The sequence below is a fragment of the Glutamicibacter sp. X7 genome (assembly GCF_054889245.1).
Genome location: NZ_CM142678.1, coordinates 682,461 through 706,317 on the forward strand (window position 1 = coordinate 682,461; position 23,857 = coordinate 706,317).

The 23,857-nt window shown below is 64.1% G+C and carries 20 protein-coding genes; 11 read left to right on the forward strand and 9 right to left on the reverse strand.

All coding sequences use genetic code 11. The features are described from left to right. The gene (locus ACYU0X_RS03450) at window positions 1-3,000 is read right to left on the reverse strand and encodes an alpha-mannosidase (RefSeq protein ID WP_461902131.1); all 3,000 of its coding nucleotides are present in this window, start codon (window positions 2,998-3,000) and stop codon (window positions 1-3) included. A gap of 131 nt (window positions 3,001-3,131) precedes the next feature. After that, the gene (locus ACYU0X_RS03455; protein ID WP_418908423.1) at window positions 3,132-4,469 is read right to left on the reverse strand and encodes an MFS transporter; all 1,338 of its coding nucleotides are present in this window, start codon (window positions 4,467-4,469) and stop codon (window positions 3,132-3,134) included. Between the two features lie 129 nt (window positions 4,470-4,598). Here ACYU0X_RS03455 and ACYU0X_RS03460 point away from each other — a divergent pair, with 129 nt between their 5' ends. Continuing rightward, entirely contained in the window at window positions 4,599-5,342 is a 744-nt protein-coding gene (locus tag ACYU0X_RS03460) for a hypothetical protein (protein ID WP_418908424.1), read from the forward strand. Between the two features lie 161 nt (window positions 5,343-5,503). Continuing rightward, a complete protein-coding gene (purH, locus tag ACYU0X_RS03465; RefSeq protein WP_461902132.1) occupies window positions 5,504-7,174 on the forward strand; it encodes a bifunctional phosphoribosylaminoimidazolecarboxamide formyltransferase/IMP cyclohydrolase in 1,671 nt (556 codons plus the stop codon). A gap of 73 nt (window positions 7,175-7,247) precedes the next feature. On the opposite strand, the gene ACYU0X_RS03470 is transcribed toward purH, so the two are convergent. Next, complete coding sequence (locus tag ACYU0X_RS03470) at window positions 7,248-7,859, reverse strand: TetR/AcrR family transcriptional regulator (RefSeq protein ID WP_418908426.1); 612 nt, start codon at window positions 7,857-7,859, stop codon at window positions 7,248-7,250. Window positions 7,860-7,960: 101 nt separating this feature from the next. On the opposite strand from ACYU0X_RS03470, the gene ACYU0X_RS03475 reads away from it, so the two are divergent. The 6 genes from ACYU0X_RS03475 to ACYU0X_RS03500 all read left to right on the forward strand — a co-directional run bounded on the left by ACYU0X_RS03475 (window position 7,961) and on the right by ACYU0X_RS03500 (window position 12,369). Beyond that, window positions 7,961-8,746 carry an SDR family NAD(P)-dependent oxidoreductase gene (locus tag ACYU0X_RS03475; protein ID WP_418908427.1) on the forward strand — a complete coding sequence of 262 codons (786 nt, stop codon included), beginning with the start codon at window positions 7,961-7,963 and terminating at the stop codon, window positions 8,744-8,746. A 146-nt stretch (window positions 8,747-8,892) separates the two neighbouring features. Beyond that, window positions 8,893-9,375 carry a universal stress protein gene (locus ACYU0X_RS03480; RefSeq protein ID WP_418908428.1) on the forward strand — a complete coding sequence of 161 codons (483 nt, stop codon included), beginning with the start codon at window positions 8,893-8,895 and terminating at the stop codon, window positions 9,373-9,375. After that, entirely contained in the window at window positions 9,372-9,806 is a 435-nt protein-coding gene (locus ACYU0X_RS03485) for a fluoride efflux transporter FluC (protein WP_418908429.1), read from the forward strand. Before ACYU0X_RS03480 ends, ACYU0X_RS03485 begins: the two co-directional genes overlap by 4 nt. Further along, window positions 9,803-10,180, forward strand: a complete 378-nt coding sequence (locus tag ACYU0X_RS03490) for a fluoride efflux transporter FluC (RefSeq protein WP_418908430.1) — start codon at window positions 9,803-9,805, stop codon at window positions 10,178-10,180. The genes ACYU0X_RS03485 and ACYU0X_RS03490 overlap by 4 nt, the downstream gene beginning before the upstream one ends. A gap of 131 nt (window positions 10,181-10,311) precedes the next feature. After that, complete coding sequence (locus tag ACYU0X_RS03495; protein WP_418908431.1) at window positions 10,312-11,532, forward strand: NRAMP family divalent metal transporter; 1,221 nt, start codon at window positions 10,312-10,314, stop codon at window positions 11,530-11,532. A gap of 27 nt (window positions 11,533-11,559) precedes the next feature. Next, window positions 11,560-12,369 (forward strand): putative hydro-lyase, encoded by an 810-nt coding sequence (locus ACYU0X_RS03500; protein WP_418908432.1) that lies wholly within the window; start codon window positions 11,560-11,562, stop codon window positions 12,367-12,369. Window positions 12,370-12,416: 47 nt separating this feature from the next. Here ACYU0X_RS03500 and ACYU0X_RS03505 read toward each other — a convergent pair whose 3' ends face one another. The 5 genes from ACYU0X_RS03505 to ACYU0X_RS03525 form a co-directional block, all read right to left on the reverse strand. Continuing rightward, a complete protein-coding gene (locus ACYU0X_RS03505) occupies window positions 12,417-13,091 on the reverse strand; it encodes a GntR family transcriptional regulator (protein WP_418908433.1) in 675 nt (224 codons plus the stop codon). 55 nt (window positions 13,092-13,146) lie between these two features. Next, window positions 13,147-14,886 carry an acetyl/propionyl/methylcrotonyl-CoA carboxylase subunit alpha gene (locus ACYU0X_RS03510; protein WP_418908434.1) on the reverse strand — a complete coding sequence of 580 codons (1,740 nt, stop codon included), beginning with the start codon at window positions 14,884-14,886 and terminating at the stop codon, window positions 13,147-13,149. Window positions 14,887-14,897: 11 nt separating this feature from the next. Next, window positions 14,898-16,523: a 5-oxoprolinase subunit B/C family protein gene (locus ACYU0X_RS03515; protein WP_461902133.1), complete on the reverse strand. Its 1,626-nt coding sequence runs from the start codon at window positions 16,521-16,523 to the stop codon at window positions 14,898-14,900. Then, window positions 16,520-17,278, reverse strand: a complete 759-nt coding sequence (locus tag ACYU0X_RS03520) for a LamB/YcsF family protein (RefSeq protein WP_418908436.1) — start codon at window positions 17,276-17,278, stop codon at window positions 16,520-16,522. The genes ACYU0X_RS03515 and ACYU0X_RS03520 overlap by 4 nt, the downstream gene beginning before the upstream one ends. Before the next feature lie 129 nt (window positions 17,279-17,407). Beyond that, window positions 17,408-18,202: a class I SAM-dependent methyltransferase gene (locus tag ACYU0X_RS03525; protein ID WP_418908437.1), complete on the reverse strand. Its 795-nt coding sequence runs from the start codon at window positions 18,200-18,202 to the stop codon at window positions 17,408-17,410. 185 nt (window positions 18,203-18,387) lie between these two features. On the opposite strand from ACYU0X_RS03525, the gene ACYU0X_RS03530 reads away from it, so the two are divergent. After that, window positions 18,388-19,167 carry a helix-turn-helix domain-containing protein gene (locus ACYU0X_RS03530; protein WP_418908438.1) on the forward strand — a complete coding sequence of 260 codons (780 nt, stop codon included), beginning with the start codon at window positions 18,388-18,390 and terminating at the stop codon, window positions 19,165-19,167. 96 nt (window positions 19,168-19,263) lie between these two features. Here ACYU0X_RS03530 and ACYU0X_RS03535 read toward each other — a convergent pair whose 3' ends face one another. After that, the gene (locus tag ACYU0X_RS03535) at window positions 19,264-20,694 is read right to left on the reverse strand and encodes an MDR family MFS transporter (RefSeq protein WP_461902134.1); all 1,431 of its coding nucleotides are present in this window, start codon (window positions 20,692-20,694) and stop codon (window positions 19,264-19,266) included. 107 nt (window positions 20,695-20,801) lie between these two features. Between ACYU0X_RS03535 and ACYU0X_RS03540 the strand changes: the two genes are divergently transcribed. After that, a complete protein-coding gene (locus ACYU0X_RS03540) occupies window positions 20,802-21,419 on the forward strand; it encodes a TetR/AcrR family transcriptional regulator (protein WP_418908440.1) in 618 nt (205 codons plus the stop codon). Between the two features lie 197 nt (window positions 21,420-21,616). After that, window positions 21,617-23,839: an NADP-dependent isocitrate dehydrogenase gene (locus tag ACYU0X_RS03545; protein ID WP_418908441.1), complete on the forward strand. Its 2,223-nt coding sequence runs from the start codon at window positions 21,617-21,619 to the stop codon at window positions 23,837-23,839. The last annotated feature ends 18 nt before the right edge of the window (window positions 23,840-23,857 follow it).

Sequence of the window (23,857 nt, forward strand, 5' to 3'; positions counted from 1 at the left end):
CTAGGTCAACTTCAAGCGCAGCGTGCGTACTTCAAAGGGACGAAGGGTGAAGGCCAGCCCGTCGGCTTGCTCGAGTTCGTCTTCGATGAGGCTTGCCACCCGGATTTGGTGCACCGGCTGCGAGAGCTCCAGACGTGCTTCAGTCCGCCGACCCAGCGCCTCGTAGACGCGCACCACCAGGTCTCCGGAGCGGTCCGCCGCTAACTTCACCGAGCTCAGCTGCACCCCGGCGCCGATCACCTGCACCAGCGGTGCCACCTGCCTTGCACCGTGGACGGTACGTGGTGTGCTGTTGAGCCGTTGCCCGGAGGCTACGGTTTCGGCGAGGTCGGTGCCGATCAACAGTCCAAAGCTGTGTTCCTGTACACCCCGATCCGTGCGCGGATCGGGGTAGCGTGGAGCGCGCAAAAGCGAGAGGCGCAGCGTGGTGCTCACCTCGCCGTCCACGGCATCGCGGCTGACGTCATAGCCATAGATTGAATCGTTGACCAGTGCGGCGGCGAAGCCCGGCTCCTGAACATAGACGAAGCGGTGCATCGAGGTCTCGAACTTTGCGGCCTCCCAGCTGGTGTTCACATGGGTCACCCGGCGTTGGTGTCCGAACTGCGTCTCGGCCACCGTATGCTCGGCATGCAGATCGAAGGGGAATGCGACCTTGAGGAACTTCTCGGTCTCTTGCCAATCGGTCACCTGATCGATCCGGACCAGTCGTTCGCCAGGGGCCAGGGTAAGGCGTTGGGTCACCGTGGACTTCGAGAAGTGACGCTCGATGTGGATGCTCACCTCGCCGTGTGGGCCCCGCTCGGCCCGGATCGCGTGAAGCTCGGTGAGATCTGTGCAGTGATTCCGGTAGAACTTGTCGACGTCCCAGGCATCCCACATGTTCGGAAAATCCTGGTGCAGTTGGAGCAGATTACCGGCCCGCCCGGCGGCGATCGCCTCACGACCGGTGCGAAGGTCAACGGCGGAGGTCAGCAAGCCGCGCCCGTCGATGCGCAGGCGCACGAGGGAGTTTTCCAGGATGTAGTCGGCACCATCCCGGTAGAGCTCTACCGCCTCGGCCTGCGTTTCGGGGCATGCCGCGATACTTGCCGCCGGCAGCTCGCCGCGCGCGGTAAAGGCCGAGTTGACCTCGAGACGGGTGTCTCCCTGACCCACCAGGGCGCGCACGGCGGTATCGATGAGCTGTTCGGCCTCGGCCGTGATGCGCTCATATTCGGCTACCGCCTCGCGGTGCACCCAGGCGATCGAGGTGCCAGGAAGAATGTCGTGGAACTGGTGCAGCAGCACCGCCTTCCAGAGCCGGTCCAATTCCTCGTAGGGGTAGGGCAGTCCCACGCGAAGGTTCGCGGTGCTGGACCACAGCTCGGCCTCGACCAACAACTGTTCGGTGCGGCGGTTGCCCTGCTTCGTGCGGTGCTGGCTGGTGAGCGTGGCGCGGTGCAGTTCCAAATACAGTTCGCCCACCCATACGGCCGGGTCGGACATTTCGGCGCGGGCGCGGGAGAAGAAATCATCCGGGTCTTCCCAGCTCACCCGGGCGCTACCCTCCAGATCCGCCAGCCTCCGGGCGATTCCAGTCATTTCGCGGGTGGTGCCACCACCACCGTCGCCCCAACCCACCGGAGCGATGGAGCCCGAGGACTGGCGTGCATCGCGAAATTGCCGGGTGGCCTTGGCCACCTCCTCGCCGGAGAGCTGCGCGTTATACGTGTCCATGGGCGGGAAATGCGTGAAGATCCGCGACCCGTCAATACCTTCCCAAAGGAAGGAATGATGGGGAAAGACATTGCGTTGATTCCACGAAATTTTCTGGGTGAAGAACCACTCGAACCCCGCACGCTTCATCAACTGAGGCAGGGCCGGGGAGTACCCGAAGGAGTCCGGTAGCCAGACACCGTGGCAACTAATCCCGAATTCTTCGCGGAAGAATCGTTGGCCGTAGAGGAATTGGCGGGCCAGCGCCTCACCGGATGGCATGACGGTGTCCGACTCCACCCACATACCGCCCAGGGGGATGAAGCGGCCTTCGGCCACGGCGCGTTTCACACGTTCGAAAACCTGCGGACGATGCTCCTTGAGCCATTCGAACTGCTGGGCGCTGGACATTCCGTAACGGAACTCCGGGTCCGTTTCGAGCAGCTCCACCATCGAAGAGCAGGTGCGTGAGACCTTGCGAATGGTTTCTCGCACCGGCCAGAGCCAGGCGGAATCAATATGAGAATGGCCAATGGCCGACAGTCGATGGGCGCTCGGCTCGGCCGGTGTTTCGAGTACGGTGCGAAGTGGTTCACGCGCGGCGCGTGCGGTGCCGGGGATATCCTGAAGATCTAGCGCATCCATGGAGCGATCGAGTGCCGCGAGGATTTGGGCACGTCGGGACCCGGCCGGTAGCTGCTCTTGTAATTCGAGCAATACCTGTAGATCGAGCGACAGTTCGTACACCTCGGATTCGAAGACCACCAGATCCAGCCTGGCCAGCCGGTAGAGCGGTGCGCGGCTGGCGGTGCGCACATCACCCTGTTCGGTGGGCAGGAAGGGATGCTCCTCCAGCAGTACCGGGTTGGAGGCGGCCTCCAAATACAGCTCCACGTGCTCGCCGCCGGTGGCCGCATCGGTGATCGGCACCCACTGGTTGCGTGGGTTGATCGCCTTGATGGTTTCGCCGTTACCCCTCAGCACGAGGGCTTCGCATTGAAAGCCCGTGCGATTGACGTCAAAGCCGAGATCGATGACCGCCTCGACCTTACGCCCGGCCCATTCGGCGGGGACTTGTCCGGTGAGTTTGAACCACGTGGTGCCCCAGGCCGGACCCCATGCCTCGCCCACATGCACCGGGGCGAAATCAAGGCGCAACCCGTCGGCGATCGGCACCGGTTCGCCGGGTAGTTCATGCCAACTGGCGTCCAGTTCCACATATGTGCCGTGAATGGCTGGCCGTATGCGCTCGGTCAACACCCGATGAACTCTGCCGGTAGTCAGGGTGATGTCCTCGTGCATGACGGCCTTTCGACGAAGGGGACTAAACCGCGGGAAGCTACGTGAAGGTAGCTCCTCGTGGCTAGACTATCGCACGATAGGCACCTGTCGACAGTAATGAATTCTCAAGTCACAAGGTGGTCTCTGGTGATCTAGCCCAGGTCCCGACCCCGTGTCTCGGGGGCTTGGAATGCCATCAACAGCACCGCCAGAAGTACCAGGACGGTTGCTGCGCCGAAGAGCGTGGGGAGTCCCAGCACGGGCCAGAGCGCGGCGAAGAGCAATGGGCCGAAGCCGGCGCCGAGCCGGGACATCGTCGAGGCCCAACCGAAGCCCGAGGCCCGCAGATGCGTGGGATAAAGTTCCGAAACATAGGTGTAGAGCACCGGAATCGCAATCTGCACCACGACCCCAAATACCAGCATCCAAGCCACCGCGGCGGCCGGAACGTCGAGGCTCAGTCCCACGATTACCAGCACTAATCCGGAGAGTGGGGCGCTGACCCCGAGCACCCATTTACGTCCCACCCGTTCAACGAGCGTGGCAGCGATCAGCACGCCGATGAGCCCCGCCAGCGCCATGACGCTGGTGGCAAAGAAGGACACCGACTGCGCTAGACCGGCCTCGGTGAGAATCGAAGGCAACCAGGTCAAAGCCAGATAGTAAATGAGCAGCACGGTGACAAAGAGCAACCAGCTGGTGGCGGTCAGGCGCGGCGAATACGCCCACAGCCCCGCCAGTTGCTCCCACCAACGGTTCCGCTCCGGCAAGCGTGACCCGGAGAGCGTGTACTCTACCGGGGTGGCCCCGGTGCGCTTCACGAGCCGATCGATGATCGCGCGGGCCTCGCTATCGCGTCCCACCGAGACCAGATACAGGGGCGACTCGGGCACCTTGCGGCGTACCACGTAGACCAGCAAGGCGGGCAGGATCATCACGGCCAGAATCAGTCGCCAGTTCTCGGCGGTGGCCATCACCCAACCGGAGACCACAAAGGACAGTGCGGCACCAATTGGCCACCAGCCATCCATGGCCGTCAGCACCCGGCCGCGCAAGCGTGCGGGGGTGAATTCGCCGACCAGCGCATAGTCCACCGGGATGCAGCCGCCCAGCCCCATGCCGGCTAGGAAGCGGAAGGCGATGAAGAAACCAAAGTTCGGGGACAGCGCCCCGAGCACCGTGAAAATGGAGAACATCAACAAGGTCAGCGAGAAGGCCTTGGTCCGCCCGTAGCGATCGGCGATCCCGCCCCAGAGGAACGCCCCAACGGCCATGCCCACCAGGTTTGCGGTGCCCAGGAGGGCGGCGGTGGGTCGATCCAAGCCCCATTCGGCGGCCACCAACGGGATGAGCGCCCCGTTGAGCGTGACATCCCAGGCGTCGAACATGAAGCCCAGCCCGCCAATGATAAAAATGCTGCCCTGCACCGACCATTTAAAGGGCAGGGACTGCACCACGTGGGTGCCAGAAGGTACGGCGGTTGTCGACACGGTTTATGGCGCCTTTCGTGGGAAACGGGGATGGCCCGCAGGTAGCATACCCGGAATCTCGCGCAATACGCCTAAAAGTCGGTCGCGTCAAGGCTGTCATGTGCCACGGCTTGGGAGTAATCTCGGGGCATGGGAGTAGATTGGACCGCTCTCGAAGAGGCGCTACGGGTGTCCGCCCTTCGACATGCGGCGGAAGTGATACGAGAACACCCGGACCAGGATTTCTACGCCATCGCGCTCTACGGGGTGAGCACCGATCCGGATACTCCGGTCGCCATGCCCCTGCTGGCGCTTAATTCACTGCAGGCTTTGGAACGGGACCGCCGAACGGAGCTTCGCGAACAGCTGGTTGAACGCGGCGAAGACCTGGATGATGAGCCGACTTACGAGGAACGGCCCGACGCCTTCGATGAGCCCATCGACGACGCGGACGCCGCCGATGCCGAAGACTCGGACTATGAGGCCGACGCCGAGGATCTCGACGAGGTGCTTAACGCGCTCGAGGCCGAACTCGAGGGCGATGATCAGGAGAGCTTCTACTCGGATAAGTGGGAGCCGAGCGATTGGCATTGGTCCTCGATCGACCTCTGCGAGGATGTGGCCGCACAGGTATGGAGCGAAGCCATCATGAAATTGGCCGAGCTCGAAGGCTGGGAAACCACCATCCGACGCTATTACAGTTCCTTGGTCAACGTGGCGATTTCGCTTCGTGAAGAGCTCACCGTCAAGGTCAAACCGGATCTGGTGACCTATGTGGCCGACGACGATCACGCGCAGCGGCTGTTGGAGTTGTGCCTGACCCCGGCGCAGTTGGCCGAACATTTCCCGCAGCTCGAACGCGGAGACAAGGAGCTCAGCGGGCAGCAGGGGTAGTGTTCACGCGTCGTGGCACCCCGGTGAACTTCGTGCCGGATCCCGGTGCGCGAGGGGCGGCTTAACGCCAGCGGGTAATGGCGCGGGCAACCGATAGAATGTCTTCGGTGGCCCGTCCACTGCATCGAACCCCCATCGCCAACGCCGGGAGAGCATTTTTCGTGAGCACGATCGATTTGGATCGCTTGGCGATCCGCCGCGCCTTGATTTCCGTTTACGACAAGACCGGGTTGGAGGAACTTGCCGCGGGCCTGCACGCCGCCGGAGTGCAGCTAGTCTCCACCGGTTCCACCGCCAAGAAGATCGCCGCCGCCGGTATTCCGGTGACCGAAGTTGAGCAGGTGACCGGTTCCCCCGAGATGCTCGATGGGCGCGTGAAGACCCTGCACCCACGGATCCACGGCGGCATTCTCGCCGACCGCCGCGTGCCGGAGCACATGGACACCCTCGCCGCGATGGAAATCGACGCCATCGACCTGGTTGTGGTGAACCTTTACCCCTTCGTACAGACCGTTGCTTCGGGTGCGGCCCGCGACGAGGTCGTCGAGCAGATCGACATTGGCGGCCCGGCCATGGTGCGCTCGGCGGCAAAGAACCACGCAGCGGTTTCGATCGTGGTGGATCCAAGCTTCTACCCACAGGTTATCGACGCTGCAGCCAATGGCGGCTTCGATTTGAAGACCCGTCAGCGTCTGGCCGCCAAGGCCTATGCCCACACCGCCGCCTACGACACCGCGGTCGCCACCTGGACCGCTAGCCAGTTCCTCGACGAGGACGGCGACGGAGTCATCGAGTGGCCAGCCTACGCCGGTGTCGCGCTCGAACGCGCCGAGGTGTTGCGTTACGGCGAAAACCCGCACCAGCAGGCCGCCCTGTATGTGGATCAGGCCGCCCCGGCCGGTATCGCTCAGGCCGACCAGCTGCACGGTAAGCCAATGAGCTACAACAACTATGTCGACGCCGACGCCGCGCTGCGCGCCGCCTTCGACTTTGAGCAGCCCGCCGTGGCCGTGATCAAGCACGCCAACCCCTGCGGTGTGGCCGTGGCTTCCCCGGATGCCGCCGACCCGATCGCCGACGCCCACGCCAAGGCCCACGCCACCGACCCGGTATCTGCCTTCGGCGGGGTGATCGCGGCAAACCGCACCGTCACCAAGGCCATGGCCGAGACCGTCAAGGGCATCTTCACCGAGGTTGTCATCGCCCCGGACTTCGAGGACGAAGCCGTAGAGATCCTCTCGGCGAAGAAGAACATCCGCCTGCTGGCGCTGCCCGATGGCTACGGTCGCAACCAAAATGAGTTCCGCCAGGTTTCCGGCGGCATGCTCGTGCAAGCCGGCGACAAAATTGATGCCGCGGGCGATGCGACCGAGGGCTGGACGCTGGCGGCCGGTGAGGCCGCCGATGAGCAGACCCTCGCCGATCTGGCCTTCGCGTGGCGTGCGGTGCGCGCCGCGAAGTCCAACGCGATCCTGCTCGCCAAGAATGGTGCGGCCGTGGGTATCGGCATGGGCCAGGTGAACCGCCTGGATTCCTGCAAGCTGGCCGTGGAGCGTGCGAACACCCTCGGCGTGACCGTTGATTCCGGGGCCGACGCCGCCGGCGGTGCCGAGAATGCCGACACGAGCGCCTCCGAACAGCGTGCGCTGGGTTCGGTGGCTGCCTCCGACGCGTTCTTCCCCTTCGCCGATGGTCTGCAGATTTTGATCGACGCCGGCGTCAAGGCCGTGGTGCAGCCCGGCGGTTCGGTGCGTGATGATGAAGTGATCGCCGCCGCGAACGCCGCGGGCATCACCATGTACTTCACCGGTGCCCGCCACTTCTTCCACTAGGAGTTTCGCCTCTAGGCACAGCTACGGCGGCCACAGCCCAGTATGGGCTGTGGCCGCCGTAGCCTTTTAACTACTATTCCTGAGACAGGCCGGCGCTGAGCAGCCGGAAATTCTCGCGCGCCCAGGTGGCGACCGGAGCCTGGGTCTGCGCAGAGTCATCGGCCCAGGATTCAATGGCCAGCCGAATGGAACAGGTTGCGGCGGCGGCCCACAGTAGCGCACGGTGCGGCGCGAGCTCCGGTTCCACCTCGCGCAGCAGCGGACCGAGGGCCTGTTCGGAGCGGGCGTTGACACGGTGCCAGATATCGATGACGCCTTGATGGCCATGTCGCTGACGCAACAGAACCCGGGTGGCGTCGGCATCGCCGGTCTGTTGCAGCGCTCCGGCGTCGAGAACCTCGGCGATGGAGCGGTCGATGCGCTCGTAGAGGCTCAGTGCCGTACCGCTGCGCAGGCTTTGCTGCCAGGCCTCGGCCCCCACCTGCAGTAATGGGGCCAGTGCCTCCTCCTTGGTGGGGAAGTAGCGGTAGAAGGTGCGCAGAGAGATACCGGCGCTCTGGGCAATGCGTTCGACGGTGGTTTGGTCGAGGCCATGTGCTGCGAAGAGTTTGGCGGCGGCCCGGGCAATCTCTAGCTCGGTGGCAGCGCGGCGGCGTTGGGTGAGGTTCAACCGTTCTGAGGACACAACTTAACCATAGGCGCTATCCCTAATGTCACAATCTGCATTTATGGCACGTTGTGCCACAAGGGCGTATCGTGAAGATAACTACCGAGGAAGGGAATCTCATGAATCGCTATGAAAACCGTCGCGTGATCGTCACCGGAGCAGGATCCGGAATTGGGCAGGCCACCGTGTTACGGATGCTCCAGGAAGGCGGTCGGGTGGTCGCCGCCGATGTGTCCGCTCCGGGCCTTGAGGACACCGTGCGCGCCGCCGGGGCGGCGGCCGAGCGGCTGCATACCGTGCAGATCGACGTCTCTGACGAGGGGTCGGTACAGTCCGGAGTGGCTCAGGCCGTGCAGTGGCTTGGAGGTCTCGACGCGCTGGTCAACGCGGCAGGCATTCTGCGCTCGGCGCACACCGAGCAGATGAGCACCGAAGCCTTCGAGACCATCCTGCGGGTCAACTTGGTCGGTACCTTCCAAATGATCCGCGAGTCCCTAGCCCACCTGCGGGGCGGGGATCAGCCCTCCGTGGTGAACTTCAGCTCCACCTCGGCCGTCTTTGCCCACCCCTATATGGCGGCCTACGCCGCCAGCAAGGGCGGGATTCAATCGATGACCCATGCGCTCGCCGCGGAGTACGCCAAGGACAATATTCGCTTTACGGCGGTGCAGCCCGGTTCGATCGCTTCGGGCATGACCGATGGGTCCGGAGCCAGCGGACAGAGCAAGGGCCCGGGGTTGCCCGAGGATGCGGATATGTCGCTCTTTGCGAAACTTGCCCCGGCCTTGGGGCAGGGGTTTGCCGGACCCGACTCCGTCGCCAATGTGGTGGCGCTGCTCGCCAGCGCCGAGGGGTACTTCATCACCGGTACCGAGGTGCGCATTGACGGAGGCACGCACTACTAGGCCGAACGCAGCCTAACGGCGGGGTCGTCGGGCCGAGCCTGGTCCGCGGTGACCCCGCCGTGGTATTGCCGCTTTGCTAGACTCAAAACGCGCGATTCACGGCCTTTCGCGCGCCCAGCGCCCGCGGTCGGCAGGAGGAAATGCCCATGAACGAACGAGGTTCAACCATCGTTCTGGGAGTAGTACCTGGCCAACCCGCCGAGGTGCTCGAGCAGGCGGCGGAGCTAGCCCTTGCGCTCGACGCTCAGTTGATTTGCGCCACGGTGGACGACTCTCGCTACACCATCGCCCGGCAGGCCGACGGGACGATCCGCTCGCTACCCATCGATCCGGATCTCGTCGAGGACGAGGCCGGCGGATTCGACGCAGACCTCTACGCGCACCTGGCCTCAGTTTTGCAGGACCGAGGCGTGCGCTGGTCGGTGCGCGCGTTGGCCGGTGGTGCCGCAACGGAACTCGCTTGGTTGGCCGATGTGCTCGGGGCGCGAATGATCGTGGTGGGTACCCGCGCGGGAGGATGGCGTGGTTCGGCCCGCGAATTGTTCAATGGCTCGGTCGCCGCCCAGCTAGCCCACCAACAGCATCGACCGGTGATGGTCATTCCGCGACGCACGGGTGATGTGCAATGAACCAACGGCGTCCGGCCTACCTGCAACCTTCGTCCTTAGCCCTGACCTTTGTCGGTGGAACGCTTGGGGCCGCGGCCCGCGAGGGGATTTCGCTGGCCTTTCCCGCGCAGGACGGTATCGACTGGGCGGTTTTTGCCATTAACCTCAGTGGCGCCTTCCTTCTCGGGGTGCTCCTGGATGCACTGGCTCGGCGCGGACCGGACCAAGGACGCCGCAGGGCCCTGCGGTTATTGGTGGGCACCGGGTTCATGGGCGGATTTACCACTTTTAGCACCTTCGCCGTGGGGCTTGTCGCTCTTCTGGAAGCCGGCTCCATCTCGGCGGCACTGTTCTACGGGCTCGGTACCGTGCTCCTAGGTGCCCTGGCCACCCTGGCCGGAATTTCGATCGCCACGTGGATGCATTCGAAGTCCGGGGAGGGCACGGAATGACGTTCTGGCTTTTCGTGGGCATCGCCGTGGCCGGAGGGCTGGGGGCGTGCTGTCGACTCGTGCTCGACGGGGCGGTGCGCTCGCGGGTGGCAGGTGCCTTCCCTTGGGGGACCGTGCTGATTAATCTTTTGGGTTCTTTTCTGCTCGGATTGCTCACGGGTCTGGTCTCCGCGCAGATATTGCCCGAAGCCATTCGACTCGTCGCTGGCGTCGGTTTTCTCGGGGGATTTACGACCTTCTCCACCGCAAGCTTTGAGACCGTTCGGCTTCTGCAAGCGCGCAAGTGGGTGGCCGGGATACTCAACGGTCTCGGCGTCATGGCCGGCACCGGGGCACTGGCTGCTCTCGGCCTCTGGGTGGGCAACGCGCTATAGTTCTGCGCCGCCATCAATCTCGCCCCAAAATTGTTGAACAACCCCTTGCCTAGATTGTTCAACAACATGTAATGTTCTGTGCGTTACACGAATGTGTGGCACCCGTCACCGCATCTGCAACGGAGAACACCATGGCGCACTCGCAGTCACCCGCTAAGCCAAACGCCTCAGCACGCCGTACGGCGTTGCTTGGCGCGATGTTCCTGATGGCCACCAGTGCCATTGGCCCGGGATTCATCACACAGACCACGGAATTCACCGTTCAAATCGGTGCTTCCTTTGCCTTCGCCATCCTGGTCTCGATCCTCGTCGACATTGCCGTGCAGCTCAATGTCTGGCGCGTCATCGGTGTTTCCGGACTGCGCGCCCAAGAGCTGGGCAATAAGGTTCTACCCGGTGTGGGCTGGTTCCTCGCGGCCTTGGTTTTCCTCGGCGGCGCGGTGTTCAACATTGGCAATATCGCCGGTACCGGGTTGGGGCTCAACGCCATGCTCGGAGTGGACCCCAAAATCGGCGGGGCGATCTCCGCGGTCATCGCGATCCTCATCTTCCTTTCGAAGAAAGCCGGCATGGCTCTGGACCGCATCGTCGTGCTCCTCGGCGCCATCATGATTCTGCTGATGATCTACGTGGCCATTGTCGCGGCCCCGCCGGTGGGCGAGGCCCTGCGCAATACCGTGCTCCCCGAAAAGGTGGACTTCCTGATCATCACCACCCTGATCGGCGGCACTGTCGGTGGATATATCACCTATGCCGGTGCGCACCGCATGATCGACTCGGGCGTCAAGGGTGTGGGGGACGTGAAGGAGATTTCCCGCGGCTCGGTGCTCAGCATTATTGTCACCGGCGTGATGCGTGTGCTGTTGTTCCTCGCCATCCTCGGCGTTGTGGCCGGCGGGGTGGCGCTCACCGGTGACAATAAGGCGGCCGAGGCCTTCGGGCACGCAGCTGGTGAAATCGGCATGCGGTCCTTCGGGGTCATCCTCTGGGCTGCCGCGTTGACCTCGGTGATCGGCGCCGCCTATACCTCGGTGTCCTTCGTAACGCGCTCGAGCACCCCGGAACGTACGCGCAATCTGATTACCACCGGCTTCATTGCCGTGTGCGCGGTCATCTTCCTGCTGCTGGGCAAGGCCCCGCAGACGCTCTTGATCTTTGCCGGAGCCGTCAACGGCTTGATCCTGCCCGTGGGCTTCGCGGTGCTGCTCTACGTGGCCTGGCGTCGTCGCGACCTGCTCAACGGCTACAAGTACCCGCTCTGGCTTCTGGTCATCGGCGCCCTGACCTGGCTGCTGACCGTCTACCTAGGCATCAATTCGCTCTCCGGGCTCTCGGCCCTCTGGGCCGGCTAAGACGCACGCAGAGAACAGGAAATGAGTATGGACTCGATACATCCACCGGCCCGGGCCGAACGCGCAACCCTATCTCCGGCGCAAGCCCGCACGTTGTTCCGTGCGGGGCTTGAGCTACCCACGGCGGGGTTCAGCGACGGTTACGCGCAAGCGAATCTGCTCATCGTACCCCGGCAGCTGGCCTTCGATTTCTTGCTCTTTGCCCAGCGCAATCCCAAGGCTTGCCCGATCTTGGGGGTACTGGAGGCCGGAGAAACTACCGGTGAGCTGCTACGCGACGGAGATATCCGCACCGACGTGCCGCGCTACCGCGTATTCGACGGCGGGCAGCTGGTGGCCGAGCCCACCGACCTGCTCGACTACTGGCGCGATGATCTCGTGACCTTCATCATCGGCTGTTCCTTCACCTTTGAATCCGCGCTACTGGCCGAAGGGATCGAGGTGGCTCACATCGCCCAGGGCGTGAACGTCCCGATGTATCGGACGAACCGTTCCACCACCCCGGCCGGGTCCCTGCACGGTCCACTGGTGGTCTCCATGCGGCCGATCCCGGCGGAGCGGGTCGCCGACGCCGTGCGCATCACGTCGCGCTACCCGGCCGTCCACGGCGCGCCGGTGCACGTGGGCGAGCCGCAGCGGCTCGGCATTGCCGACCTGGCGCATCCTGACTTTGGGGATCCGGTGCACATTCCGGAGGGACACGTCCCGGTTTTCTGGGCTTGCGGGGTCACGGCGCAGGCCGCGGTGATGGCTTCGCGCCCGTCCTTTGCCATTGCTCACGCCCCGGGGTACATGCTTATCACTGATGCTCCCGACCGGCGCTATCAGGTGCCCTAACGCTCGCTCCACACAACCCGCAGCCCACCTAGGCTGCGGCTTGCGTGTTAGTTCTCCTGTGCCGCGCGCAAATGTTCGAGCAGCTCCGCCTCGGCGGTATCCAGATAGCGACGCAGCGCCTCGGCCGCCTCGAGGCGCTTTCCGGCCTCAAGCAGCTCGAGCACATGCGCATTGCCCTGCACGTAGTGGGTGTGAAAGTCCGGCGCGTCGCGCATGGCGTGGAAGACTAGGCGCATCCGCGCCAAAACACGTCCCATGAGTTCGCCGAGCAGTGAGCTGCCCGATGAGGCGACCAAAAGTTCGTGGAAGCGCTGATTGGCTCCGGCCATCCCGGGCACGTCGCCATTTCTCTGGGCGCTCCGGGCGGTCTCAACAATGTCTCGCAGGGTGCTCAGATCCAGTGTGCTACCCCAGGCGGCCGCGGCCGGTTCGACGGTGCGGCGCACCGCATAGATCTCTCGGACGTCGTCGGCGGTGGGCGAGGCGACGAACACGCCCCGGTTGGGAATGCGGGTGATGATCAGTTCGCTGTCGAGCAGCGTGAAGCCTTCGCGCAACGTATTGCGCGAGACTCCCAGCGCCTGAGCCAGTACCTGTTCCGAGAGCTTGGTGCCCGGTAGCAGTTGGCCTTCGGCAATTTGCCGACGCAAGGTGGAGGCCACCCAAGCACTGGTGTGTGCGTGGGTGGCCTCTTGGCCGAGGTCGAGGGTTGAAAAATCCATGGACGCATTCACCCCTCTAATCTAGCGGCTTCGGCTACGGTGAGCCGTGTGCGTGTCAGTCGATGCGTCCGAGAACATCGCCTTGAGCTACGGCCTGTCCCGGGTTGAGATCCGCCCGGCTGAAGGTGCCCGAGCGGTGTGCCTGCACCGCGGACTCCATTTTCATGGCCTCCAACACCGCCACCGTCTGCCCGGTTGTGACCTGCTGACCGTCCTCCACGCTGAAGGAGACGAGGTTACCGGCCATGGGAGCGGTGAGCTCTTCCTCCTCCGACGTGTCGGCGCTCTGTGCGGCGCTGCTCGGAACGGAATCCGACCCGCCGGTGCGTAGTGCGGCGAGCAGATCGGCCGGCACGGACAGCGTCATTGCTTTTCCGTCGATGCCCACGGTCAGCTGCTCGCGCGGCCGGTCCGCCGGCGTGCTGGCCAACTGGTCGCTGGCTTCCAGCTGTTCGGTGAACTCATCCTCGATCCAGGTGGTGTAGATCCCCAGATGATCGGGCGCCGCGAAGGCCGGGTGAGCGATGGCCGCTCGATGGAAGGGCAATACCGTGGGAACCCCTTCGATGACCATTTCCTCCAGGGCGACCGCGGCACGGCGCAGCGCCTGCGGGCGGTCGGCTCCATGCACGATGAGCTTGGCCATCAAGGAGTCGTAGTGTCCCGGGATGAGGCTGGCGGAACGCACCCCGGAATCCACGCGAATCCCGGAACCGGTAGGCGCTTCAAAGCGAGTGATGGTGCCCGGCGCCGGGAGGAAGCCGCGGGCTGGGTCCTCGGCATTAATCCGGAACTCGAAGGCATGACCCTGCGGCTCGGGGTCCTTAGTCAGGCTCAGTGGATGGCCGTCGGCGATGCGGAATTGTTCGGCCACCAAATCGAGGCCGGTGGTCTCCTCGCTGACCGGGTGTTCAACCTGAAGCCGCGTGTTGACCTCGAGGAAGGAGATCAGCCCGTCGGCACCCACCAGATACTCCACCGTACCTGCGCCGGTGTAACCGGCCTCGCGGCAGATGGCTTTGGCCGAGTCATGGATCAACTGCCGCTGTTCCTCGCTGAGGAAAGGGGCCGGGGCCTCTTCGATCAATTTCTGATGGCGGCGCTGCATGGAGCAATCTCGGGTGCCCACGACCACCACATTGCCGTGACTGTCGGCGAGCACCTGCGCCTCGACATGGCGCGGCTTATCCAGGAAACGTTCGACGAAGCACTCGCCGCGGCCAAAGGCGGCCGTGGCCTCGCGGACGGCAGAGTCGAAGGCCTCCTCGATTTGCTCCATGCTGCGGGCAACTTTCAATCCGCGCCCGCCACCACCGAAGGCTGCCTTGATGGCCACCGGAACCCCGTGTTCCTCGGCAAAGGCTCGTACTTCGGCCGCGTCGGCCGCTGGTTGCTCGGTACCTGGCACCAGTGGGGCGCCGGCGCGCACCGCGATCTGGCGCGCCGTGACCTTATTTCCGAGGGCCTCGATGGCCTCGGGGCTGGGTCCGATCCACGTCAGTCCGGCGTCTTGGACCGCACGGGCGAACTCGGCGTTCTCGGAGAGGAAACCGTAGCCGGGGTGCACCGCGTCGGCACCGCTGCGGGCGGCGATGGCGAGAAGCTTTTCGATGTTGAGGTAGGTATCCGCGCTGGCACTACCCTCGAGCGCGTAGGCCTCATCGGCGCGGCGCACATGGAGGGCATCGGCATCCGGGTCCGCGTAGACGGCCACGGAACGCAGCGAATTATCGGCCGCGGCACGGGCAATGCGCACGGCGATTTCGCCGCGGTTGGCAATGAGTACTTTTTTCATTCGGCAGGTCCTTAGCGTGTGGCCGGGTTGAGTGCCCCGGGAGAATCGAGGGTAAAACGCACGTGGGTGCCCGGGGGCAGTTGTGCGGCGAGTGCTACGTCGGCCTCGCGCACGGTGGCGATGACCGGGTATCCGCCGGTGACCGGGTGATCGGCGAGGAAGAGTACCGGCAGCCCATTTGGGGGTACCTGCAGGGCCCCGAGCGGTACCCCCTCGCTTTGTAGCTCGCCGGTGCGGGTGCGCTCCAGCGGCTGCCCCTGATCGGTGGTGGATAGTCGCATGCCCACGCGGTTGGAGTCGCTGCTGACCACCCAGTCTTGTTCGGTGAGGCGGGTCAGCCCCGAGGCACCAAACCAGTCGGCCCGTGGTCCGGGGGTGATGCGTAGCAGGTAATGCCCCTCCGCCTCGGGTAGCGGCAGGGTGCTGGGTTCGGGCGCGCCAACGATATGCCCGGAAAGTACCGGGGTCACCGGTAAGAAGTCGCCGCCGCACAGCGGCGCCGGCCCGAGCCCAGAGAGCGTATCGCTGGAGCAGGAGCCAAGTTCGGCTTCGACGGCGAAGCCGCCGCGGATACTCAGGTAGCTACGGAGCCCGGCCGCACCGGGGGACAGGCGCAGTCGCTCACCATCGAGCAAGGCGAAGGGTGCGTTCAGTGGTGCCGGCCGGGGGCGGCGTAGCTCGTCGTGCTCGGCCGGGGTGATGTCGGCGCAGACGTCGGCACCGGCGAGCGCCAACACCAGATCTCCCTGGGCTTGCACCTCCAGCCGGCCGGTGAGATTCTCGATGGCCGCGCGCGCCGGATGGTTGCCCACCAGTCGGTTGGCCTGATGCAATGCGGTCAGGTCCGCGGCCCCGGAGCGCGGGACGCCGAGGTGCCCTAAGTGTGCCCGGCCCTCGTCCTGCAGCAGTGACTGCAAACCGGCGTCGAGGATGCGCAAGCCCGGTCCCTTCGCGGCAGACTCGCCGTTACTCGGTGGGGTGCTCGGTTGCGCCGTGGTCGGCTCGGACAGGGTTGCGCGGGCCGGGACGGCACGAAAACGCACAATATCTCGCGGGGCGATGAGCGCCGGGTTCTCCCGGTGCGAATCCCACATTTGTAGCTCGGTGTGTCCCAGTAGCTGCCAGCCGCCGGGGGACTCGCGGGGGTAGACCGCCGAGTAGTTGCCGGCCAGCGCCACCGAACCGGCGGGGACCGCGGTGCGGGGGCTGTCGCGGCGGGGGACCTGCAGGGTGTCGTTCTCGGCGGCGAGATAGGCGAAACCGGGGGCAAAGCCACCGAATGCGGCCGTCCACTGCTGTGCACAGTGGGCGTCGATGACCGCCGCAACGCTCAGCCCGGTCAGCTCGGCCACCGCGGCGAGGTCGGCACCGTCGTAGTGCACCGGGATTTCGATCAGGCGACCGGTGCTCGCAGCGGACTCTCCGAGCGCGATGTCCGCGGCGAGGTGCATCGCGGCACGGGCCTGTTCCGGGGTGTTAAAGCTGAGTTGGACCGTGCGGGCCGCCGGGAGTACTTCGGCTTGTCCGGGCAGCGGGTGATCGAGCAGGGTGCCGTTCAGTGCCAGCACCGAGTCGAGGTCGGATAGCTCGATGAGAAGCGCGCGTTCGCCGGCCGGCCGCACCTCGAGGATGCTCATGCGAAGCTCCGGATCTGCACGCCGGCGGCCTCGAGCCCCTCGCGTACCGCTGCGGCCATGGCCACGGCTCCCGCGGTGTCCGAGTGGACGCAGATACTTTCGGTGGGCATCTGGATGAGGCTGCCGTCCACGGCCCGGATCGTGCCCTCGGTGGCCAAGCGCACCATATTGTCGGTGACCTGCTGTGCATCGTGAATGACGGCATCGGGTTCACGGCGCGAGAGCAGGGTGCCTTCGGGAGTGTAGTTGCGGTCGGCGAAGGCCTCGGCCACACCGCGCAACCCGGCGGATGCCGCCTCGTTGAGGGCGAGCGACCCGGGTAGCAACAGCACCGGGAGGTCCTCGCCGAAGGCCTTAATTCCGTCGATGACCGCGCGGGCATGAACCTGGTGGTGCACGATGGTGTTGTAGAGCGCGCCGTGGGGCTTTACATAGGAAATCTTGGAACCGGCGGCCCGGGCCATCGCCTGCAAGGCCCCGAGCTGGTAGAGCACGTCGTCGGCCAGCTCGGTGGCCGTGCAGTCCAAGAACCGGCGCCCGAAGCCGGCCAGATCGCGGTAGCCCACGTGGGCGCCGATGGTGACTCCCGCTGCGACGGCCTCACGGCAGGTTGCGGCGATCACGCTGGGGTCCCCGGCGTGAAAGCCGCAGGCGACATTGGCCGAGGAGACGGAACGGAATATCGCGGCGTCGTCTCCCATGCTCCAGTTGCCGAATGATTCTCCGACGTCTGAATTCAGGTCGATAAATGGCATTGTGATCCCCGTCTCCTTGGAAGTCTTTCTCCTAGCATGCCGCAAATCACAGGATTGTTCAACAATCTTTTCGTGCGCGAGGCGTTGTGACGAGATAATAGAGTCGGGAACCGCCGTAGTGGACCGGAGCTACGGGATGCGGCAGAGGATTTCACCGTGCACGAGGGTGAACCATCCGTCGTCGGCGCGCGCCCACTTTTCCCAGCCGTGGCTGATGCGACGCAACTGCTCCATCGTGGCCAGCTTTGAGTCAATAATTTGCCGCGCCATCGCAGACTCCAGGATGCGCTCCTGCCACATCCCGCCCCACCATGCACGGTCCGCATCGCTGCTATAGCACCAGGTGCTCGCCGTTGCCGTGATCTCGCTCAGGCCTGCCTGGTGCGCCCAGGACTTCAAGCGACGTCCCGCATCGGGCTCCCCGCCGTTCGCGCGTGCCGCCGCCTGATACAGCTCCATCCATTCCTCAAGCTCGGGCACCATGGGCCACCACGCAAATGCGGAGTAGTCGCTGTCACGGGCGGCCACTAAGCCACCGGATTTCGTCACCCGGGACATTTCCCGCAAGGCCCGCACCGGGTCGGCAACATGCTGGAGCACCTGATGGGCATGGACCACCTCAAAGCTCTGATCCGCCCAAGGTAAGGCGTGAATATCGGCGACCGCGAAGTCGATGTTGTTCAGTTTGCGTTCCTCGGCGGTCTGCCGAGCCAAGTCCAGCTCGTCGGGTCCCACCTCGGTGGCGGTGACACGCCGGACCCGGGTGGCGAAGTCCGCGGTGATCGTTCCCGGTCCCGCACCAATGTCGAGCAACCTGTCGCTGGCCCGCAGGTGCGGTAACAGGTATGCGGCCGAATTCTCGGCGGTGCGCCAACGGTGCGAGCGAAGCACCGATTCGTGGTGGCCATGCGTATAGGAAGCCATGGGAATTCTTTCTGTCGTGCCCAGCCCTACGGTCCAATCCGTGGGCATGAACTTGCCTGGGGTGTAGCGCATCGGGCATTCTGCCACTGCGGTAACTCCATCTTCGGCGCGGCAGCATGGACGCGGAAGGCCGCAGTTTTCCTAGGAGTCGCACACCTACCCGCGAGGTCGAAAGGATTGCCGCCATGGCCAGTGAACTGGGATCCTTTTTGCGCGCCAGACGCACCGACCCACGGCTTCGGCCGGAGCAGCAAAGCCTCGGAGTGCGGCGCGTCAGTGGGCTACGTCGCGAAGAGGTCGCCGCTGCCGCGGGTATCAGCATCGACTACTACACGCGGCTCGAGCAGGGCCGCGAAACCAATCCGAGCGATGCCGTGTTGCGTGCCGTGGCGCGCGTCTTGCGCCTGAAAGGGGACTCGCTGGAGTACCTCTTTTTGCTGCGCTCCACCCCTGAGGTCGCGGTGCTCTCGGTGGATGACGGCACGGACTTACGCCGACGTGCCGAAGCTCTGGTCGCGGCCGTGCGTCCCAACCCGGCCTATGTGCTGGATCGGTTGAGCAATGTCTTGGCGATCAACGCCGAAGGGTTGGCGCTGCTCGACGGGCTGGAGAGTGAACCGGCCGATGCGCGCAATATGTGTACCTACCTGCTGACTCATGCGCGAGCCCGCGAAATTTTCGTGGACTGGGAAGATATTGCCCGCGGGGCCGTGGCACAATTGCGGGCCGCCAATGCTGGAAATCTGCGCGAAGCGCGACTGCAAGAACTGGTGGATCAGTTGGCGGCCCGAAGCTCGCGTTTTGCCGGCTGGTGGTCCGGGCACCTCGTGGGGCGGCGCCGGTCATCAACCAAACGCCTGCGCACCAACGCCGGTGAGGTCGAACGCCAGTTAGAAATCCTTCAGATGCCCGACGAAGGGCTGCGGATGACGCTGTGGTTGCCCGCCTCGGCAGCCAGTGCCTGAAAGTTAAGTCGAGGCAGGTGGCGTCTGAGCGCCAGTCCCGCCGCTGGTATTCAAGAGTTAGGCGGCGCCGCGCGTAGCGCAGCGCCGCCGACAGGGTTATCGGCTCTGCCGCTTGAGGGTAATCAGCGGGGCGATCGCAATAGCCGCCGTGGTGATTATGGCACCGACGATGAAGGCACTATGTGCCCCGTCGAAGAGTGCCGCCGTCGCCTGCTCTCCGGCGGTGAGCTGGCGTGCGGAGAGCATGGAGAAGATCGTGACGAACATGGTGGTGCCGATGGCGCCGCCGAGCTGCTGGGCGGTGGTGAAAATCGCCGAACCGTGGCCATAGTGCTGTGGCGGAACGGTCGACAGTGCCGAGGACATCAGACCGGTCATCAACAATGCCATGCCGATGGAGAACACCACGTGAATCGCGCCGAAGGTCCAGAGGGGCGTTTCCGCGTTCACGGTGAGATACAGCCATTGGCCCGCGGCCAGCAGGATGGCTCCGGGGATCAACACCGGGCGCGGTCCGTGGCGGTCGAAGACCCGACCGAAGATGGGGGCACTAATGGCCTGGGCCAAGCCGCCGGGCAGCAACATGAGGCCGATGGCCAAGGTGCTATGTCCCGCCCCGGACTCCAGGATGATCGGTAGCATCATCAAGGTGCCCAGCAGTGTGCCCATGCCGATCATGATCAGCAGCACCGAGAGCGTAAAGCTGCGATTGGTAAAGGGCGACAGATTCAATAGTTCTCGGCCCTCTCGCGTCAGGCGTAACTGACGGCGGATGAATAACCCGAGCGCCACGAGTCCGATGAGGAAACTGGCGATGGTCATGGTGAGGTTATCGACCGCATGCTCAAGGCTTGAGATGCCATAAACCAACAGGCCAAAGGCCAGTGCGCTGAGAATGACCGAGGCGATATCCACCGGGGTGCGTCGTGTAGCGTCCGGCACCCGGATGAAGATGAGGCCCGCCACGAGGATCACGGCGGCTAACGGCAGCATGATCAGGAAGATCGCGTTCCAGCTAAAGGCGTTGACGATGGCCCCCGACACGGTCGGACCGACCGCCGGCCCCACGGAAATCACGATGGAGTTCAGCCCCATTACCGTGCCGCGGCGTTCGCGCGGAACCAGTTGCAAGGTTGTGGTCATTAGTAGCGGCATGATGATCGCGGTGCCAACGGCCTGAATGATTCGGGCGATCAGAAGCACCGCGAAACTTGGGGCCAGGAAGGCGATGAGCGTGCCGATGATGAAGCTAAGCAGTGCGAAAGCAAAGAGCGTGCGGGTGCGGAAGCGCTGAATCAGGTACCCGGTGAGGGGTATGAGTACCGACATGGTCAGCAGGAATCCGGTGGTCAGCCACTGTCCGGCCGCAGCGGAGACCTGAAGATCTTCCATGATGGCCGGCAGCGCGACCGACAGCACGGTTTCATTTAAGATCATCAGGAAGGCCGCTAGGGCGAGTGAACCGATAATGCCGGTCAGCTTCGTTGCCGCCGGTGGTGCCGGGGGTGCGGCGTGGGTTGTGCTCACTGAGCCTCTTTCTCGCGATGCAAAACAAGTTCTGTCACAGTCTGACAGAAAATCGTCTAAATTCTGTCAGAGTGTGACAGAAAACAATCGTGCGTCACAATGGAAGGGTGAATGCGAGTGATCAGCCTCGGCCCGGCGTTCGGGCGCAACGCAAAGCGGAAACGGCCCGACAGGTGCATTTGGCGACCCTGGACCTTGTGGAAGCGCAGGGGCTCGAGCGTGTCACGGTGGCGCAGATCGCCGCACGCGCCGGAATTTCCGAGCGGACCTTCTTTCGCTACTTTGACTCCAAGGAAAGTGCAACCTTGATCGGGCATGACACCTTGCTCGACATGCTTCAAGAATTTCCTATCCCTGCCGGAACTCCGGGGCAGATCTATGCCGCGCTCCTTCGGGTCAGCCGCGAGCAATTTGAGGTTGCCGTGCGTCCTCATGAGTTCACGCGGGTGTCGCGGATTATTCTCGAGGAACCGCGGCTGTTGCGTGCCATCGCACAGCGCGAAATGGAGCTGATGGCTCGGTTGGGAACGGTGTTGACCGAGCAGTACGGCGTCGATGCCGTGGATGGCATGCTCGTTGCTGAACTGTTGGCATCGGGGTGGCGTGTGGCGTGGATTAGCGTGGCCCGCGAGGTTGCCGCAGGCCGCGATTTTGAACCGCAGCAGGTCTTTGACCGCGTCTCGAGTCGGCTCGCCGCCCTTGCTAGCACGCAACTACCTGACTGAGTTATGGGCCATTAACTTAAATGTGACGAATACGGTGTGGGCTATTCAGCCCGGGATTTCGGGCGAGAACTCATCTCCCGCGGTTTCTCGGGCTCGGTGGAATCGTGTCAAAGGCCGCAAAATCGGGTAAATTGGGAACGTTGAGTTTAGGGCGATTAACCCCGCTTCCACACGACGTTCAGGGAGAAGCCACACCTATGGCCAAGATTATTTACACCCACACCGACGAAGCGCCCATGCTGGCGACTCACTCGTTCCTTCCGATCGTCGAGGCCTTCGCCTCCACGGCAGGCGTGGAACTCGAAACCCGCGACATCTCGCTGGCCGGACGCATCATCGCCACCTTCCCCGATTACTTGAGCGAAGAGCAGCGCATCGGTGACGCGCTCGCCGAACTGGGTGACCTGGCCAAGACCCCCGAAGCAAATATCATCAAGCTGCCGAATATCTCGGCTTCCATCCCGCAGCTGAAGGCCGCCATCGCCGAACTGCAGGCCGCCGGCTACGCACTGCCGGACTACCCGGACAACCCGGCTTCGGATGAAGACACCGACGTCCGCGCCCGCTACGACAAGATCAAGGGTTCGGCCGTGAACCCGGTGCTGCGCGAAGGTAACTCCGACCGCCGTGCCCCGCTGAGCGTGAAGAACTACGCACGCAAGTACCCGCACTCCATGGGGGACTGGGCCGCCGATTCCAAGACCAACGTGGCCACCATGGGTGTTGACGACTTCGCGTCCAACGAGAAGTCGGTAGTCATCGACAAGGACAAGAGCATCTCCATCCGCTTCGTCGGCGAAGACGGCGAAGTCAAGGTGCTCAAGAAGCCGTTCAAGGTGCTCGCCGGCGAGGTCGTCGACGGCACCGTCATGCACGTGGCCGCTCTGCAGGACTTCCTGAAGTCCTCCGTGGCCCGCGCCAAGGAAGAAGGCGTGCTCTTCTCCGCTCACCTGAAGGCCACCATGATGAAGGTGTCCGACCCGATCATCTTCGGTCACGTCGTCAAGGCATACTTCTCCGAACTGTTCGAGACCTACGGCGACGAACTGGCCGCCGCCGGGCTGAACCCGAACAACGGCCTAGCAGCCATCCTCGGCGGGCTCGACGAGCTCTCCGACGAGGTACGTGCCGGCGTGGAAAAGCTCATCGCCAAGGGCCTGGAAGAGGGACCGGCCGTGGCAATGGTCGACTCCGATAAGGGCATCACCAACCTGCACGTGCCATCCGACGTGATCGTCGACGCGTCGATGCCGGCCATGATTCGTCTCGGCGGCAAGATGTGGAACGCCGAGGGTGCCACCGCGGACACCCTGGCCGTGCTGCCGGATTCCTCCTACGCCGGGGTATACCAGGCGGTTATCGAGGACTGCCGCGCCAACGGCGCCTACGACCCGACCACCATGGGCACCGTGCCGAACGTTGGCCTGATGGCCCAGAAGGCCGAAGAGTACGGATCGCACGATAAGACCTTCGAACTGGCCGCCAACGGCCACGTACAGATCCTCGATGAGTTCGGTACCGTGCTCATCGAACACCAGGTCTTCGCCGGTGACATCTGGCGCGCCTGCCAGACCAAGGACGTGGCAATTCGCGACTGGGTCAAGCTGGCCGTGAACCGCGCCCGCGCCTCGGCCACCCCGGCCGTGTTCTGGCTCGACGAGAACCGCGCCCACGACGCCGTGCTGATCGCCAAGGTCAACGAGTACCTCAAGGAGCACGACACCGAGGGACTGACCATCGAGATCCTCTCGCCGGTCGAAGCCACCAAGTACTCCATCGAGCGCATTCGCCGCGGTGAGGACACCATCTCGGTGACCGGTAACGTGCTGCGCGACTACCTCACCGACCTGTTCCCGATTCTCGAATTGGGCACTAGCGCCAAGATGCTCTCCATCGTGCCGCTGTTGGCCGGTGGCGGACTGTTCGAGACCGGTGCCGGTGGTTCGGCTCCGAAGCACGTGCAGCAGCTGGTCTCAGAGAACCACCTGCGCTGGGATTCCTTGGGTGAATTCCTCGCGCTGGCTGCTTCCTTTGAGCACCTGGCGGTGAACAACGACAACGCCCGTGCGCAGGTACTGGCCGACACCCTGGATGCGGCCACCGGCACCTTCCTGCTGGAGGACAAGTCGCCTAAGCGTAAGGTGGGCGAGCTGGATAACCGCGGCAGCCACTTCTACCTGGCCAAGTTCTGGGCCGAGGAACTGGCCAAGCAGGATCAGGACGCCGAACTGGCTTCCGCTTTCGCTGCTGTAGCCAAGGCCTTGGGTGAGAACGAGCAGACCATCGTCGCCGAACTCGCCGAGGTACAGGGTCAGCCGGTGGATATCGCCGGCTACTACCGTCCGGATGAGGCCAAGACCGCTGCGGTGATGCGTCCGAGCGCCACGCTGAACCAGACGCTGGAACTGCTGACCAAGTAGTCACCGGTTATTACCGCC

Bases quoted from the DNA above. Each gene is read 5' to 3' on its own strand.
- ACYU0X_RS03500 (WP_418908432.1), top strand. From the start codon at position 11,560: ATGGACTCGATACATCCACCGGCCCGGGCCGAACGCGCAACCCTATCT.
- ACYU0X_RS03530 (WP_418908438.1), top strand. From the start codon at position 18,388: ATGGCCAGTGAACTGGGATCCTTTTTGCGCGCCAGACGCACCGACCCA.
- ACYU0X_RS03460 (WP_418908424.1), top strand. From the start codon at position 4,599: ATGGGAGTAGATTGGACCGCTCTCGAAGAGGCGCTACGGGTGTCCGCC.
- ACYU0X_RS03520 (WP_418908436.1), bottom strand. From the start codon at position 17,278: ATGCCATTTATCGACCTGAATTCAGACGTCGGAGAATCATTCGGCAAC.
- ACYU0X_RS03505 (WP_418908433.1), bottom strand. From the start codon at position 13,091: ATGGATTTTTCAACCCTCGACCTCGGCCAAGAGGCCACCCACGCACAC.
- ACYU0X_RS03525 (WP_418908437.1), bottom strand. From the start codon at position 18,202: ATGGCTTCCTATACGCATGGCCACCACGAATCGGTGCTTCGCTCGCAC.
- ACYU0X_RS03475 (WP_418908427.1), top strand. From the start codon at position 7,961: ATGAATCGCTATGAAAACCGTCGCGTGATCGTCACCGGAGCAGGATCC.
- ACYU0X_RS03480 (WP_418908428.1), top strand. From the start codon at position 8,893: ATGAACGAACGAGGTTCAACCATCGTTCTGGGAGTAGTACCTGGCCAA.
- ACYU0X_RS03450 (WP_461902131.1), bottom strand. From the start codon at position 3,000: ATGCACGAGGACATCACCCTGACTACCGGCAGAGTTCATCGGGTGTTG.
- ACYU0X_RS03495 (WP_418908431.1), top strand. From the start codon at position 10,312: ATGGCGCACTCGCAGTCACCCGCTAAGCCAAACGCCTCAGCACGCCGT.
- ACYU0X_RS03510 (WP_418908434.1), bottom strand. From the start codon at position 14,886: ATGAAAAAAGTACTCATTGCCAACCGCGGCGAAATCGCCGTGCGCATT.
- ACYU0X_RS03545 (WP_418908441.1), top strand. From the start codon at position 21,617: ATGGCCAAGATTATTTACACCCACACCGACGAAGCGCCCATGCTGGCG.
- ACYU0X_RS03490 (WP_418908430.1), top strand. From the start codon at position 9,803: ATGACGTTCTGGCTTTTCGTGGGCATCGCCGTGGCCGGAGGGCTGGGG.
- ACYU0X_RS03515 (WP_461902133.1), bottom strand. From the start codon at position 16,523: ATGAGCATCCTCGAGGTGCGGCCGGCCGGCGAACGCGCGCTTCTCATC.
- ACYU0X_RS03485 (WP_418908429.1), top strand. From the start codon at position 9,372: ATGAACCAACGGCGTCCGGCCTACCTGCAACCTTCGTCCTTAGCCCTG.